We start from the raw sequence: 13,632 nt of genomic DNA, 5'->3' as shown, positions 1-13,632 counted from the left end.
CATGACGGTGCTGTCCGTGCTCCCCGACGAGTTGCGGGTCTGGCAGGCGCCGCTGCGCGACGAGTTCCCGATCATCGCGGCGAACCCGGGCCTGGCCTACCTGGACAGCGCGGCGACCGCACAGAAACCGCAGGCCGTGCTGGACGCCGTGCAGACCTACCTGACCACCGGCAACGCGAACGCCGGGCGCGGCACCTACCCGTGGGCCAACCGGACGACCGCGCTCATCGAGCACGCCCGGGACCGGCTGCGCGCCTTCCTCGGCGATCCGGAGCCGGACCGCTCGGGCGTGCACTTCGTCAGCGGGACGACCGAGGGGCTGCGCGCGATCGCCCGGGATTGGCTGGCCGGGGTGCTGCGCGACGGCGACGAGATCATCGTGCCGTTCGCCGACCACGCCGCGAACACCGAACCGTGGCAGGAGGCGGTGCGGTTGCTCGCCGGCCGGGGTGTGCGGGTGCATATCCGGTCGATGCCGTACGACCCGGCACACGACTACGACAACGCCCGGCTGGCCGCGATGATCACCGAGCGGACCCGGTTCATCGCCACCACCCACGTGCACCACGTCTACGGCGGGGACATGAACGTGTCCCGGATCCGGGCGGTGGCCGGCCCGGACGTGGTGATCTGCCTCGACGCCGCGCAGGGGGTCGGGCACCTGCCCCTGTCGGTGGCCGAGCTCGACGTCGACTTCGTGGTCTTCTCCGGGCACAAGGCGATGGCGCTGCCCGGCACCGGCGCGGTCTGGGCGCGCAACCGGCGCGGCCCGCGGTTCGAGCCGGCCGGCTGGAGCGGTACGCCGAACACCGCCGGGATCGTCAGCCTGACCGCGGCGCTGGACTGGCTGGAAAGGGCCGGCGTGGACCGGATCGAGCGGTGGACCGTCGCGCTCGGCGCCCGGCTCACCGACGGGCTGCGGCGGCTCCCGGCATATGAGGTGCTCGGCTGTCAGCGCAGCCTGGCCGCCGACTCGGTGGTGCAGCAGCGGCACGGCATCGTCACCTTCCGGCACCGCCGGATCGGGTCGAACGATCTCGGGTTCATCCTGGCCGCGGAGGGCTTCATGGTTCGCGCCGACGGGCACTGCCAGGCGGAGCAGGGCGAGGAGACCGCTTCGGTACGGGTCAGCGTGCACGTGTACAACACGGTGGAGGAGATCGACCGCCTGCTGGAGTTGCTGGAGCGACTCGACGCCGAAGCCTGAGTTGCTGAAAACGAATTCCGTTACAGTGTGGTCCGTGGCGTCCCGATCTTCTGCTGTGCCGGCCCTCGACCGGGTGATCGTCGACCGCTGGCGCGGCTCCTGGGACGAGGTGATGGCCGGCTTCCTGCCCGGCGCGCAGAGCTGCGAGGCCGCGCTGCTGGCCGTGGCCGAGGCCGTCTGCGGCGGCGCGCCCGCCCGGGTGCTCGACCTCGGCGGCGGTCCCGGCGTCTTCGCCGAGCGGATGGCCGCCCGGTGGCCGAACGCCGGCGTCGGCATGGTCGACCTCGACCCGGTGCTGCTCGCCCTCGCCGCCACCGGCGCCGGCGGCCGGATCAGCGTGCATCGCGCCGACCTGCAGAGCGGCTGGCCGGACGTGGTCGCCGCCGGCGGGCCCTACGACCTGCTGACCGCGGTGATGACCATCCACTACCTCGCCGCCGACCGGGCGCTCGCCCTCTACCGGGCCGCCCGCCGGCTGCTGCGCCCCGGCGGCCTGCTGCTGGTCGCCGACCTGATGCCGGAGCCCGGCCTGGACGGCGTGACGGGCCGGCTGCACCCGGCCGCGGACGAGGCCGCCGCCGGCCTGGCCTGGACGCGCTGGTGGGACGACCTGCGCGCCGACGGCGCGCTGCGGGCCCTGATGCGGGAACGGCAGACGGTCTTCGGCGACCGGATCCCCGCCGAGTTCACCCCGAGTGTGAGCTGGCACCGCGACGCGGCCCGCGAGGCCGGATTCGCCGAGGCCGGCGTCGTGTGGCGATGGGGCGCGCACGCCGCGCTGGCCGCCGTGGCGTGACGGCACGCAGTGAGCACATGCTCACCCATGCATAATTGCCGGGACCGCCGCGGCGCCCGCGCCGCCCAACCCGTGACGGAGCCGCACCCGTGAAGCCAACACCGCCCGCGACCCGCAGCACCCGCCAGCGAGGCGAGGTCATGGCACTGCTGCAGGAGATGGACGGGGCGCGCAGCGCTCAGCAGCTGCACATGATGCTGCGCGAGCGCGGCGCCAAGGTGGGCCTGACCACGGTGTACCGCACGTTGCAGCTGCTGGTCGACGCCGGCGACGCCGACGCCACCCGGCTGCCCGGCGGCGAGCAGCTGTTCCGGCTGTGCAGCCGGACCCATCATCACCACCTGGTCTGCCGCGACTGCGGCAAGACCGTCGAGGTGGCCGGCCCGGCGGTCGAGCGGTGGGCCGACCAGGTCGCCACCGACAACGGTTTCACCGACGTCAGCCACACCATCGAGATCTTCGGCACCTGCCGGGACTGCGCCGCACGCTGAGGGCCCGCCCCGATCGGAAACCGGAGCGGGCCCTCTGCGTCGTTGCTACTGAACGGCGCCGATCAGCACGGAGCCGTTGCCGACGACCGCACCCTGGTCGGTGACCAGGCTCATCCGGCCGAACAGGTTACGACCCTCCTGCGGCGCGGCGGCCGCCGTGACCGAGCCGGTCACCGTGGTGCTCTGCCCGGCGTTCAGGACCACCGGGGTGGCCGGAACCGCGACGTTGCCCAGCGAGCCGCTGAAGAAGACGTCCAGGTAGTCGTACTCCGTGGTGCCGCTCGGCACGGCGTAACCGTCGACCACGACCGTGTAGGTGCCGGCCGCCGGGTTGACGATGGAGACCGACTCCTCCGAGTCGCCGTCGGCGTCCTGCCCGACGACCGCGCCGTTGAGCTGCACGGTCAGGTCCAGGTCGGCGGCCGGGTCGCTGACGTTGCCGATCGACACGTCGAGCCGCTGCGCGCCGGCCGGGACCGCGACCTCGTACTGCTGCGAGGCGCCGTTGGCGATGGTGGGCCGCTTGCTGGCCGCGCTGCCCAGCGCGCCGCCCTTCGGGATCACCGTGACCGGGCCGAACTTGTTGGTGACCGTCCAGCTCACCGGGGTCGGCTGACCCGCGGTGACGCTCGGCAGCTCCACCGTCGCCGGCTCCACGGCCACGCCCTGGACGCGGGCGGTCACCTGGAACGGGTTGTTCAGCACCGGCGAGGTCCGCCGCGACTCCACCTCGAGCTCCCACACACCGGGGATCGGGTTCTCGTAGGACCGCTCCGACGGCTTGCACGCCGAGGTGTCCGACGGGTCCGAGAAGTTGGTGTAGCAGAGCGGGGTCGAGGTCGGGTCGGCCGGGACACCCCACGGGTTGATCGCGATGAAGCGGGTCTGCGAGCCCGTCGCGATGCCGGACAGGTTGACCTGCAGCGCCGCCGCGCCCTCCGGCACGGTCACGAAGAACGACGTGGTCGAGTTGCGGTCCACGGTGCCCTCGAACGTCGACGCGAACGACGGCTTCGCCGGCACCGTCGAGGTGATCACGGTGTTCATCACCTCGAAGTCGACCGTGCTGGTCGCCGGGTCGTCGACCCGCAGCATCGCGCTGTTGAGACCGGTCTTCGCGGCGACGGTGACCGGGATGGTGACGGCCTTGTTCAGCGGCAGCGAGACGCTGCCCGCGGAGCGGAAGGAGCTGTCACCGGTCCAGGTCAGCCGGTGCGTGACGTTGCGGTCCGGCCCGGACGTACGCGTGATCTTGACGTTGTAGACCTTGCTGGTGCCGGCGCGCTGGCCGCCCTCACCCGCCGCGCACCGGTTGTAGATGCCGGTGCCCCGGTTCGGCGTGGCGAACAGCTCGGAGAACGGCGTGCAGACCGGCGCCGACGCGGTGTAGTTGCGGGTCTGCACGTTCTTCGACAGCAGGTCCCACGCGCCGTTGACGTCCATCAGGCCGTTGCCCTGCCCGGTGACGGGGACGCCGGGGATCCGGTCGGCCGAGGTGTACAGCGCCCGGCGCAGCTGCGCCGGGGTGACACCCCGGTCGGTGGCGAACGCGGCCGACAGCAGCAGCGCCGCCGCGCCGGCGGCCTGCGGCGAGGCCATCGACGTGCCGTTGAACATGGCCAGGCCGATCGGCAGGGTGTAGCCCGCCTCGGCCAGGTCGGGCTCCTTGATCCAGGTGTTCACCGTGGAGATCGCCGAGCCGGGGGCGGAGATGTTCGGCTTGAAGCCGCCGTCCTCACGCGGGCCCCGCGAGGAGAACGGGAACAGCGACATCGGCGTGCGCACCACCGAGCCGTAGTTCGCCAGCCAGGTGTCCTTGCTGACGCTGGCGGCGACGCTGACCACGTCGGAGGCGACCGACGGGTCACCGATGGTGTTCACACCCGGGCCGGAGTTGCCGGCCGAGATGAACATCTGCACGCCGTAGTCGTTGATCAGGCGGTTGTAGAGCTGCGCCCGCGCGTTGCTGCCGTCGTTGAGCGCGGGCAGGCCACCGATCGACATGTTGATCACGTCGACGCCCCGGTTGACCACCAGGTCGACCATGCCGGTGGTCAGCGCGGCCGCGGTGCAGCCACCGCCCCACGAGCAGGCGCGCGCGGAGACCAGCTTGGCGCCCGGCGCCTGGCCGTCGAACGCGGCGTTGCCGAGCATGTCGTTCGCGGCGGTGATGCCGGCGACGTGCGAGCCGTGCGTGCTCTCCGAGATGCCGATGTTGACGAAGTCGGCGACCTGGTCGAGGCCGGCCGGCGTCAGGTCGACGTCCTCGCGGAACTCGACCACGAACGGCATGCGCTCGGCGATCGGCGTCTCCGGGTTGTCGGTGCCGAAGTGGCCGACGTCGAACTTCTCCTTGTACGGCCGCATCACGGCGTCGTCGGTGAAGTTGCGGTTCTGGTTGGTGTCGACCCGGATGTCGTGGCTGGCCGGGTCGTACAGGATGCCGAAGACGTCGGTGGTGTCGCCGTCGCGGTTCACGTCACCGGCCGGGTCGCTGGCCGCGGTGATCGACTCGGAGAACGTGTTGAACAGGTACGTTCCGGCCGGCACCTGGTAGGTGGCCGGCGGCGCGCTGAGCATCGGGCGCCAGGTCCGGTCGTTCTCCAGCAGCGGGTCGGTGGCGGTCACCCAGTCGACGATCTTGCGCTCGCCGGTCGAGGTCGTCTTCAGCGCCGGGTTCTCCAGGTCCACACCGGAGTCCATGATGCCGATCGTGACGCCGCGCCCGTCCCAGGTGGGGTGCTTGCGCTTGAACTCCACCGAGCCGATCTCGGAGGTCGGCATGTACGGGTTCGCCGCCGGCGTGCTCGGGTCCGGCCCGGGCAGCGTCGCCGCCTGCCGGGCCGCGGCACGCGTGCCGCGGTCGGCCGCCGGGTCGGGCAGCTTGATCGTCTCGTCCAGGTCGATCGCGGCGACACCGGGCAGGGCGGCGGTGCGCTCCACATTGGTGGTCGGCACCTGCGCCAGAACGTACCCGACCTTGTCGAATCGGCGGGCGACCGTGCCGCCGAGCCGCTCGACGTCGTCAGCCACGTCATCCGCCTGACCGGAATCGGTCGCGATGATGACGGTGACGTTGCGCTTGCCGCCCTGCCGGGCCTCGGCCAGCAGGTCGGCGTCGTGCGCGCCGAGCGTCTCGGACGGGGTGTCCTTGGGCGTATCGCCTGGCTCGGCGACCGGGCTCGGCGCCGCCGGCTCGGCCACCGCCGGGGTGGCGGCGCCGAGAACGGCGAGGCCCAGGACGGAGACGGCGGCCAAAGACCGCCGTCTCCAGGTGAGTCGGTGCTTCACGGTGGGGTCCTCCGCGGGAACGGCGCCCGCAAGGGTGGCGGGCGCATTGTGCGGATCTTCTCCGGACCGTGATGATGCAGTCACTACAGTCGATGCTTTCGATACCTTGCTGTTATATATGTAGATGGCCCGATTGGGCCATCCGGGCGTCAGGCGCCCTTGACCCAGTCGAGGCTGAAGCGGCTGAAATAGATGCCGCCGGTGTTGCCGACCTCGTAAAGGTTGCCGATCTGCCCGTTGCCGAGCACCGCCATGGTCGAGTAACCGGCACCGCCCGGTTTGATCAGCGCCCGGGCCGGCCAGCTCGCCCCGTCGTCGGTGGACAGCCGGACGGTGAGGTCGCTGCGCCCGTTCGGGTTCGCGTTGTTGCTGAACAGCGCCGTACGGCTGCGGGACGGCGCCCCGTTCGCCCCGACGTCGGCCGGGCGCAGGTAGGAGATCTCGTCGGCGTTGCACAGTGGATCGGGCAGCGCGGCGCTGGCCGTGGCCGCTCCGAACGTGGCCGCGCCGTCGGTGGACGTGGCGTAGTACCGGCTGCGGACGGAGTTGTGCCGCATGTTCTGCACGACGGCACCGGTGCCCCGCTCGACGGCCTTGCTCTCGTTGATGTTCGCGCCGGCCGACCCGCCGCGCCGCCAGGTCACGCCGTGGTCGTCGCTGTAGATGTCGGCGGCGTGGCTGGTGCCCGCCGCGTCGCGGTAGGCGATCGGCTGGATCAGGCGGCCGGTGCTGGTCTGGATGCCGTGCCCGGAGGAGAAGAACACCTGCTGCCAGGCCGGGTCCTTGACGGCCGGGTTCAGCTCCACCGGGGCGCTCCAGGTGGCGCCGTGGTCACGGCTGCTGATGTATTGCAGGCGCAGGCTGTTCGGGTCGGTGGCGGAGTTGCTGCCCGAGGACCCGGACCAGAAGCTGATGCCGGGCCGGTTGGAGTAGGTGAAGAAGCAGTAGACGGTGCCGGTGACCCGGTCCACCAGCAGGCTCGGGTCGCCCGCGCCCTCCCGGGTGGTGGCCGGGGCGTGGATGACGCGCGGTGACTCGAAGGTGCGGCCCCCGTCGGTGCTGCGCAGCATGGCGATCTGGATGTTGTTGGTGCCGCCGCCCAGGTCGTAGGAGCCGTCGACCCGGGCGTCCGCGACCGCGATGACGGTGCCGTTGTTGGTGACCGCCATGCCGGGGATGCGCACCGAGGCCACCGTGCCGTCGTAGCGGCCGTTCGGGCCGTTGAGGCCGCGGATGACGGTCTGCGTGGTCAGCAGCGTCGTGGTGTTCAGCTGCGGGGTTCCGGTGGCCAGGCCGCATCCGGCGGTGCCGCGCTGGGTGGTGTCGAAGCCGGGAGCGGTGATCCGCAGCGAGTACGGCGTACCGGCCGGGACCGTCCAGTGGTGCAGGTGGTTGCCGCCCGCCGCCACCGTCGTGGTCCACGGCGAGTTGGTGCGGCCCGGCCAGGTCACGGTGAAGGCGCGGGCCGTCGTGGTGCGGTTCTCCAGGGTCAGCTGCAGCCGCCCGGCCGTGCAGTCGTAACCGGTCAGTGCCGACATGCCGGTGCCGCAGTGGAAGATGCCGGCGGCGGTGTCGTCCAGCCCCGTCGCGGTGGTGGTGCGCAGGCTGTAGGCGGTGCCGGCGGCCAGTGTCCAGTACAGCTGGGCGCTGCTGCCGGCGGCGACGGTCCGGGTCCACGGTGAGCCGGTGCGCCCGGCCCAGCTGACGGTGAAGGTCTGGGTGCTGGTGCTGCGGTTGTCGAGCAGCAGGGTGAGCCGGCCGGTGGTGCAGTCGGCGCCGGCGGTCGCCGTCACGCCGGCGGGCGCGGCGGCTTGAGCGGGCGTAGCCGGGGAGATCGCGGCGAGGCCGAGAACGGCCGCCAACACGGTCATGGCGCGAAGCACGAGGGTCCTTTCGCGGGGGAATGACGTCAGACGTCTGACAACCACCGACCGTAGAGTGGCGCGCTTCGAGCCGTCAAGAGAGCGATCGATGCGACCCTCCTCGATCGCCGGGCCGGCCCGGGTGCGGACGCAAGCGGCGGGCCGCCGCGCGCAGGCGCGGCCAGCGGTCGCTCGGCGGGACGACCTCGGCGTGGGGCAGCGCTGACTCCATGTCGCGCCGGGCCAGTCGGATGGCCAGCACCACTGCCAACATGTCCATGATGTCCTCCTCTGTCTGCCGTTAACGGTCACGTGACCGTTAACGGCAGTCTCGGGCATGTGCCGGGGGAAGGGCAACCGGTAAACGGATTACGATGCGGAGATCGTGGAAACCGAACCTCAGGACACCGCTGCGAACGCCGCCAAGCGGGTGACGCTGCGCGACGTGGCGCGTCTGGCGGGCGTCTCCCACCAGACCGTGTCCCGGGCCATCAACGACAAGGGCGAGATCGACCCCGAGACCCGCCGCCGGGTGCTCGACGCGGCCCGGCAGTTGCGCTACCGGCCCTCCAGGTTCGCCCGCGGTCTGGTCCGGCCGGACACCACCACCGTCGGCCTGATCGTGGGTGACGTGGTGAACCCGTTCTTCCCCGAGCTGATCGCCGGAGTCATCGACGCGGCCGAGCAGCGCGGCTGGAAGACCCTGATCAGTACGACGCAGTACGACACCGCCCGCGAACCCGACCTGCTGCGCTCACTCGCCGGCCAGGTGGACGCCTTGATCGGCTACCTGTTCCAGCCCGAGGACGTGATCGCGACCGCGGTCGAGGGCACCCCGCTGGTCGTGATGAGCCGGCGACCGCGCGATCCGGCCTTCGGCGGTGTCGACATCGACGTGCGGACCGGCGTGCGGGCTGCCGTCGAGCACCTGGTGTCGCGCGGGCACCGCCGGGTCGCGATGATCGACTGCCCGGCCGCCTCGGATCCGGCGCGCCGGGAGTCCTTCGCCGCCGCGGCCGGCGACCTCGGCGTCGCGATCATCGACGTCGAGCAGTCCATGGCGGGCGGGGAGGCCGGCCTCGCCGAGCTGCGGCGGGCACATCCCGAGGTCACCGCCGTCTTCGCCTTCAACGACATGGTCGCGACGGGCGTGCACCGCGCCGCCCGCCGCGCCGGTCTGTCCGTCCCGGAGGATCTCGCGCTGGTCGGCTTCGACGGGCTCAGCCTCGGCGAGCTGCTCGAACCGCCGCTGACCACGGTCGCCATCGACAAACGCCAGATGGGCGAACTGGCTGTCGCGCAGGTGCAGCGGCTGCTGGCGGGGGAGACCCCGCCCCTGGCGCTGGTGCGGGCCGGGCTGCTGGTCCGAGGGACCACCTGACCGGCCCGCACCGGGCCTTTCAGAAGAGCGGTTCGCCGGTGGGCGCGCTGCCGATCTGGGTACGGGTGGCGTAGCCGCCCGTACCGTTGCCGCGATAGAACCAGAGCGCCCCGGCGGCGTCGCGCCCGAGGAAGTCCTGGTTGCCGTCGCCGTCCACGTCGCCGGTCGCCGCCATGGCCGAATAGACCTGCCAGTTCGTGCCGATCTTCGTCGCCGGGCCGTATCCGCCCCGGCCGTCGCCGCGGTGCAGCCACAGGCCACCGTCCGCCGTGCGCCCGAGCAGATCGGGGGCGTTCGCGGCGTCACGGGCGAAGTCACCCGGGGCGAGCAGCAGGTCGTACGTGCTCCAGGCGGTGCCCGCCGCCGCCACCGTGACCGGCGCGCCGTAGCCGCCGTCGGCGGTGCCCGGGTAGCGCCGCAGCACACCCTGCGTGTCCCGCACGACGAGGTCGGGCAGGCCGTCGCTGTCGACGTCGCCGGGCGTCAGCAGCGCGTTCGCCGACCCGAACCCGGTGCCGGCCCGCACCCGGGTGCCGCCGGAGTAGCGGCCGTTGACCGGGTCGGCGGGGTAGCGCCAGAGGACGCCGTCCGGGTCGATCGCCACCAGGGTGGTGTCCTGGCGGGCGATGTGGCGCAGATAGCCCCAGCCGTATCCGCGTTTGCACGCCGGGCCCAGGGCGCCACCGGAGCGGCCCGTGTAGTGGAAGAGCATGCCGGCCGAGTCGACGCGGAACATGCCGGCCGCGCCGGGGCCCACCGGACCGCAGTCCGCCCAGGCTGCGGCGCCGCGCAGCAGCCGGTGGTCGGAGACCGTCGCGTCCTGCGGGAGCGAGTCGCCGACGACCTCCCGGACGAAGCGGGACGTGGCGAAGAGGTAGTCGAGCTTGCGGCCGTCGTGGAAGGTCGGCTCACCGGCGCGGCACGGACCGGTGGGGCAGTAGTCCGAATCGGACTCGTCGACCTCGGTCATGGTGCCGGCACCCTGCTGTGTGCCCGGGGTGTAGAAGGGCAGCGTGGTGGTCGTCCCGGGCTGGCCGTTGAAGTCGCCGCCGAGCACCACCGGGATGCCGGCGTCCTCCCACGCCCTGGTCTGCGCGGCCAGGGTCCGCCCGTTCGCCTCGTTGTAGACGCGCTCGTTCCAGTACAGGTGCACGGAGCAGGCCCAGGTGCGCCGGTTCTGCACCCAGCTCTGGATGCAGGGGCTCTTGATCTGCTCGGACTCGCCACCCGCGGTCAGCGTCAGAACGGTGCTGGAGACCGGGGTGCCGCGTACGAAGACCGCCTCACCGAACGCGGAGCCCTTGCAGACCTTCTTGCCGCCCCGGCTCTCACCCGCCGCGATCAGCTCGGCGAACAGGCCGGTGAAGCCGGCCGGCAGCTTCGCCTTGATGTCGTCGAACTGGTACTTGCAGACCTCCTGCAGGAAGATGTAATCCGCCCGCCAGCCGCTGTTGGCGGCCTCCGCGACGACCGTGGCCGTCCGGTGGGCGTCGTCGGGGCCGGTGCCGTTGACGACACACACGTGCCCGCAGATGTTGTAGGTGACGAAGCGCAGCGGCGGCGCGGTGCCGGGCGCCGGGGCATCGGCGTACGCGGGCGGCGCCGCGACCGCGATGCCCAGCAGCAGCAGGAGACTTCCCAGCAGGGTGGTCAGCCGTCTCATTCGACTCCTTCGGATCGGGGTCCGCACCATACACGGACGACGATGTTCCGAGATCGTCCGGAGTGGCCGGTTCAGGCGACGGCGAGCCGGCCCGCCCGGTTGACCAGATAGCCGCAGGCGATCAGCGAGGACGCGATGACCCCGGCGGCCAGCGGGTTGGCGATCTGGTTGCCGAGCGGGTACATGAAGTCGGCGGCGAGCAGCACGCCGGCGGTGTGCGGGTTCGGAACCATGCTGAGCACGTTGTCCAGGGTGTTGACGCCGCAGGCGATCAGCGCGGGCAGGCCCAGCAGCAGGACCAGCCGCCGGGTCGGCGGCGGGGTCCGGGCGGCCCGGTGGGCCAGCCAGGTCATCGCCTGCCACACCGCGATGCCACCGACGGCGAAGGCCGCGAGCGCGGCGGCGAGCACACCGGCCGGCTCGACCGGGTACGCGCTGACGGTGAGGCCGGTCTGGTCGTCGTACGCGGACACCCGCAGCAGCATCCCGTCGCGGTGGGCCCAGAGCACCCCGTTCGGGCCGTCCGGACCGGCCTGGCTGTTGATGCCGCCCCGGCTCAGCGGGCCGGTCTGCCAGCCGGCGCCCGTCAGGCGCTCGCGGGCCTCGGCCAGGACGGCCGGCGCGGCGGGAACCCGCTCATAGATGCGATGCCGTCCCATCGGCGCGGGCAGCACGCCCTCCCAGCCCTCCTCGGCGTACGACTGGAAGTTGCCGGCGGTCTGATGGGCGTAACCCATGTCGAGCAGGCTGGCGGCCTCGTCGTCGTAGGCGAACGTGGGCTGCCGGCCGGCCAGGCTGTCGCTCAGCGTGGCAAGCTCGGGCGTCTGAGGGTCGTCGACCGCCCAGACGGCGAGGGCGCCGGCGCCACTGAGCACCACGGCGGCCCAGATCGTCACCAGGCCGGCGGCCACCTTGCCGATCCAGGTGGGCGGCACGAAGCGGAACCGCAGGCCCATCACCAGCAGGTGGGCAGCTTCCCCGTACGACGGCCGGACCTGCCCGGGCTCGGCTGCGTCGAGCAGCGTGGTGAGCATCTCCAGCCCGCGTTCGCGCCGGTAGAAGGCGGGGTAGGCGAGGAGCAGGCGGCGGTAGGAACGCTCCAGCTCAGACATGCTGAACTCCCCCGATGAAGCCGAACGCCTCACGCAGCCGGGTGGCGGCCACCTGCGCGTTCGACTGGAGACGCTCCACCGCGGTCTCGAGCACCGCCCGGCCCTCGTCGGACAGCACGTAGTAGCGGCGCAGCCGCCCACTCACCGCCTCTTCCCGGTCGACGACGATGAGGCCGTCCGCGGCGAGCCGGTCGAGCGCCGCATACAGCGTCCCGGCCTTGAGCATCACCCGCCCGCCGGACAACTCCTCGACGGCCTTGATGATCCCGTAGCCGTGCAGGGGTGTTCGCACCAGCGCGGTCAGGATGAAGAACGTCGGTTCCTGCATCGTCATGGCTGCAACTATAGACCATCTGTATATGCAGTCGATCTGAGCATGGCAGTCCGGCTCGGGCGGTCACTCGCAGTAGATGCGCACGGTGGAATCAGGGGAGTCGATGTCCATGGTCAGGTCGTCGAGGGCCTCCACCAGGTCCTCCAGTTGCTCGGGCTTGAGCTGGCCGAGGTCGAACGGCACACCCGCCCTGCTCAGTTCGGCGTTGGCGCGGTCGATCGCCACCGGCGGGATCAGGGCCGCCAGTTTCACGCCGGCTCGCAGCAGTTGCAGCGGCACGCGGATGTTGACCGCGACCGGCTCGCCGTCATCGTTGGAGTCGATCATCACGCGCAGATATTTCGGCCGGCCCTTCGCCCGGGTGTCGACGGCCGTCGCCACCCGCGACTGACCCCGCTCGAGCGCGGAGAGCAACTGCTCCGCCTCGGCTGCGGTGATCTTGCCGGCGGCCAGCATGTCGAGGATGTCCTTGCGCTCTTCGTTCATGGCAGCTTCCTTCTGCTAGCGGATGATGACGAGCACGGCGGTGCGGCCCTCGTCGAGGCTGAACCGGGTGCCCGGCAGGGCGGCGACGACGCGCCAGAGGGTGGCGAGCGCGCGGACGGCATCAACGCGATAGATGACGCAGGCCACGACCACGCCCAGGGTGACGAGCGGCGCGAGCAGGAGCGCCACCGGCAGCACGGGGATCCAGAGCCGGATGGTGCGGCCGGCCGAGCGCTTGACCCGGACGGTCACCAGCTGGGGAATCATGTGCGGCCCTCCAGCTCGGACACGGCCTGCTGTGCGGTGATCTCGCCGCGGCGGAGCCGGTCGATGACGTCGCTGCGCGGCGGCGCCGGGTCGGTCTCGACGAAGTCGAGCATCTGAGTGATCCGGTTCAGCCGGGATTTGATCGTCGGGTAGCTCACCCCGAAGATCCGCTCCATCTCCTTGATGGAGCCGTGGCACCGCACGAAGGCCGTGACGAAGACCTGGTCCTCGACGTTGAGCTGAGCCAGCTGGGGCAGCTCGAACTCGCCCTCGATCGCGACGCCGTTGCCGGCCAGCCGGACCCGCTCGACGACGAACGGCCGGCCGCGGGTCAGGTTCGTCAGTTCCTGCCAGTCCAGCGGCTGATCTGTCATATGTAAATGTATACCCGGACAGATATTAACTTTCTAGATGTCGGCCTTAACTTTCTCAAGATTGTCCAGCCAGTCGGCGATGACCTGGGCAAGCACCGCCAGCGGCGGCACTGGGGCGCGCAGCCGCCGCTCCAGCGAAGGGAAGCCCACCAGCTCACCGAACAACCGCACGGCGTTGACCGGGGACGTCGAGGATCTCCAGCAGGGCCCAGGCCAGCGACGGACGTGCACGAGCGGCGTCGAGCCGGGCACCGCCGGACCCAGCCGTACGAAGATCGGCCGCCCGTGCACCGTGATCCGCAGCTTCCGCCAGCCCATGCGCCCGCCCTGGCCGGACGGCGGGTCCGCGGATCACCCGCAGCGGAGGA

At 71.6% G+C, this 13,632-nt stretch carries 14 protein-coding genes; 4 read left to right on the top strand and 10 right to left on the bottom strand.

Annotation, left to right across the window (positions count from 1 at the left end):
• Position 1 precedes the first annotated feature (1 nt).
• The 3 genes from AB0F81_RS14095 (at position 2) to AB0F81_RS14085 (ending at position 2,494) form a co-directional block, all read left to right on the top strand.
• Positions 2-1,207 (top strand): aminotransferase class V-fold PLP-dependent enzyme, encoded by a 1,206-nt coding sequence (locus AB0F81_RS14095; protein WP_360196169.1) that lies wholly within the window; start codon positions 2-4, stop codon positions 1,205-1,207.
• Positions 1,208-1,241: 34 nt separating this feature from the next.
• The gene (locus AB0F81_RS14090) at positions 1,242-2,003 is read left to right on the top strand and encodes a class I SAM-dependent methyltransferase (protein WP_360196167.1); all 762 of its coding nucleotides are present in this window, start codon (positions 1,242-1,244) and stop codon (positions 2,001-2,003) included.
• Positions 2,004-2,092: 89 nt separating this feature from the next.
• A complete protein-coding gene (locus tag AB0F81_RS14085; protein WP_360196164.1) occupies positions 2,093-2,494 on the top strand; it encodes a Fur family transcriptional regulator in 402 nt (133 codons plus the stop codon).
• Positions 2,495-2,539: 45 nt separating this feature from the next.
• On the opposite strand, the gene AB0F81_RS14080 is transcribed toward AB0F81_RS14085, so the two are convergent.
• The 3 genes from AB0F81_RS14080 to AB0F81_RS14070 all read right to left on the bottom strand — a co-directional run bounded on the left by AB0F81_RS14080 (position 2,540) and on the right by AB0F81_RS14070 (position 7,927).
• Entirely contained in the window at positions 2,540-5,698 is a 3,159-nt protein-coding gene (locus tag AB0F81_RS14080; RefSeq protein WP_360196248.1) for a S8 family serine peptidase, read from the bottom strand.
• A 236-nt stretch (positions 5,699-5,934) separates the two neighbouring features.
• Entirely contained in the window at positions 5,935-7,656 is a 1,722-nt protein-coding gene (locus AB0F81_RS14075; RefSeq protein ID WP_360196161.1) for an exo-alpha-sialidase, read from the bottom strand.
• Between the two features lie 85 nt (positions 7,657-7,741).
• Positions 7,742-7,927 (bottom strand): hypothetical protein, encoded by a 186-nt coding sequence (locus tag AB0F81_RS14070; RefSeq protein ID WP_360196158.1) that lies wholly within the window; start codon positions 7,925-7,927, stop codon positions 7,742-7,744.
• Between the two features lie 105 nt (positions 7,928-8,032).
• On the opposite strand from AB0F81_RS14070, the gene AB0F81_RS14065 reads away from it, so the two are divergent.
• A complete protein-coding gene (locus AB0F81_RS14065; protein WP_360196156.1) occupies positions 8,033-9,028 on the top strand; it encodes a LacI family DNA-binding transcriptional regulator in 996 nt (331 codons plus the stop codon).
• Positions 9,029-9,047: 19 nt separating this feature from the next.
• On the opposite strand, the gene AB0F81_RS14060 is transcribed toward AB0F81_RS14065, so the two are convergent.
• From AB0F81_RS14060 to AB0F81_RS14030, 7 genes are all read right to left on the bottom strand, one after another.
• Complete coding sequence (locus AB0F81_RS14060; protein ID WP_360196153.1) at positions 9,048-10,691, bottom strand: endonuclease/exonuclease/phosphatase family protein; 1,644 nt, start codon at positions 10,689-10,691, stop codon at positions 9,048-9,050.
• A 71-nt stretch (positions 10,692-10,762) separates the two neighbouring features.
• Positions 10,763-11,803 (bottom strand): hypothetical protein, encoded by a 1,041-nt coding sequence (locus AB0F81_RS14055; protein ID WP_360196150.1) that lies wholly within the window; start codon positions 11,801-11,803, stop codon positions 10,763-10,765.
• A complete protein-coding gene (locus tag AB0F81_RS14050; RefSeq protein ID WP_360196245.1) occupies positions 11,796-12,131 on the bottom strand; it encodes a PadR family transcriptional regulator in 336 nt (111 codons plus the stop codon). Before AB0F81_RS14050 ends, AB0F81_RS14055 begins: the two co-directional genes overlap by 8 nt.
• Before the next feature lie 69 nt (positions 12,132-12,200).
• On the bottom strand, positions 12,201-12,623 hold the full coding sequence (locus AB0F81_RS14045; RefSeq protein ID WP_360196147.1) for a hypothetical protein: 423 nt from the start codon (positions 12,621-12,623) through the stop codon (positions 12,201-12,203).
• 15 nt (positions 12,624-12,638) lie between these two features.
• On the bottom strand, positions 12,639-12,890 hold the full coding sequence (locus AB0F81_RS14040) for a hypothetical protein (protein ID WP_360196144.1): 252 nt from the start codon (positions 12,888-12,890) through the stop codon (positions 12,639-12,641).
• On the bottom strand, positions 12,887-13,264 hold the full coding sequence (locus AB0F81_RS14035; RefSeq protein ID WP_360196142.1) for a DUF2089 domain-containing protein: 378 nt from the start codon (positions 13,262-13,264) through the stop codon (positions 12,887-12,889). The genes AB0F81_RS14040 and AB0F81_RS14035 overlap by 4 nt, the downstream gene beginning before the upstream one ends.
• 33 nt (positions 13,265-13,297) lie before the next feature.
• Positions 13,298-13,582 (bottom strand): hypothetical protein, encoded by a 285-nt coding sequence (locus AB0F81_RS14030; protein WP_360196140.1) that lies wholly within the window; start codon positions 13,580-13,582, stop codon positions 13,298-13,300.
• Positions 13,583-13,632: the final 50 nt, after the last annotated feature.

Source organism: Actinoplanes sp. NPDC024001 (assembly GCF_040638955.1).
Classification (GTDB): Bacteria; Actinomycetota; Actinomycetes; order Mycobacteriales; family Micromonosporaceae; genus Actinoplanes.
The sequence above is the reverse complement of the archived record's forward strand: the minus strand, read 5'-3'. Positions and strand labels throughout refer to the sequence as shown.

What these genes read in the sequence shown, in the direction of transcription:
- AB0F81_RS14040 (WP_360196144.1), bottom strand. Translation starts at nt 12,890, where the DNA reads ATGATTCCCCAGCTGGTGACCGTCCGGGTCAAGCGCTCGGCCGGCCGC.
- AB0F81_RS14075 (WP_360196161.1), bottom strand. Translation starts at nt 7,656, where the DNA reads ATGACCGTGTTGGCGGCCGTTCTCGGCCTCGCCGCGATCTCCCCGGCT.
- AB0F81_RS14060 (WP_360196153.1), bottom strand. Translation starts at nt 10,691, where the DNA reads ATGAGACGGCTGACCACCCTGCTGGGAAGTCTCCTGCTGCTGCTGGGC.
- AB0F81_RS14055 (WP_360196150.1), bottom strand. Translation starts at nt 11,803, where the DNA reads ATGTCTGAGCTGGAGCGTTCCTACCGCCGCCTGCTCCTCGCCTACCCC.
- AB0F81_RS14070 (WP_360196158.1), bottom strand. Translation starts at nt 7,927, where the DNA reads ATGGACATGTTGGCAGTGGTGCTGGCCATCCGACTGGCCCGGCGCGAC.
- AB0F81_RS14030 (WP_360196140.1), bottom strand. Translation starts at nt 13,582, where the DNA reads ATGGGCTGGCGGAAGCTGCGGATCACGGTGCACGGGCGGCCGATCTTC.
- AB0F81_RS14035 (WP_360196142.1), bottom strand. Translation starts at nt 13,264, where the DNA reads ATGACAGATCAGCCGCTGGACTGGCAGGAACTGACGAACCTGACCCGC.
- AB0F81_RS14045 (WP_360196147.1), bottom strand. Translation starts at nt 12,623, where the DNA reads ATGAACGAAGAGCGCAAGGACATCCTCGACATGCTGGCCGCCGGCAAG.
- AB0F81_RS14095 (WP_360196169.1), top strand. Translation starts at nt 2, where the DNA reads ATGACGGTGCTGTCCGTGCTCCCCGACGAGTTGCGGGTCTGGCAGGCG.
- AB0F81_RS14050 (WP_360196245.1), bottom strand. Translation starts at nt 12,131, where the DNA reads ATGCAGGAACCGACGTTCTTCATCCTGACCGCGCTGGTGCGAACACCC.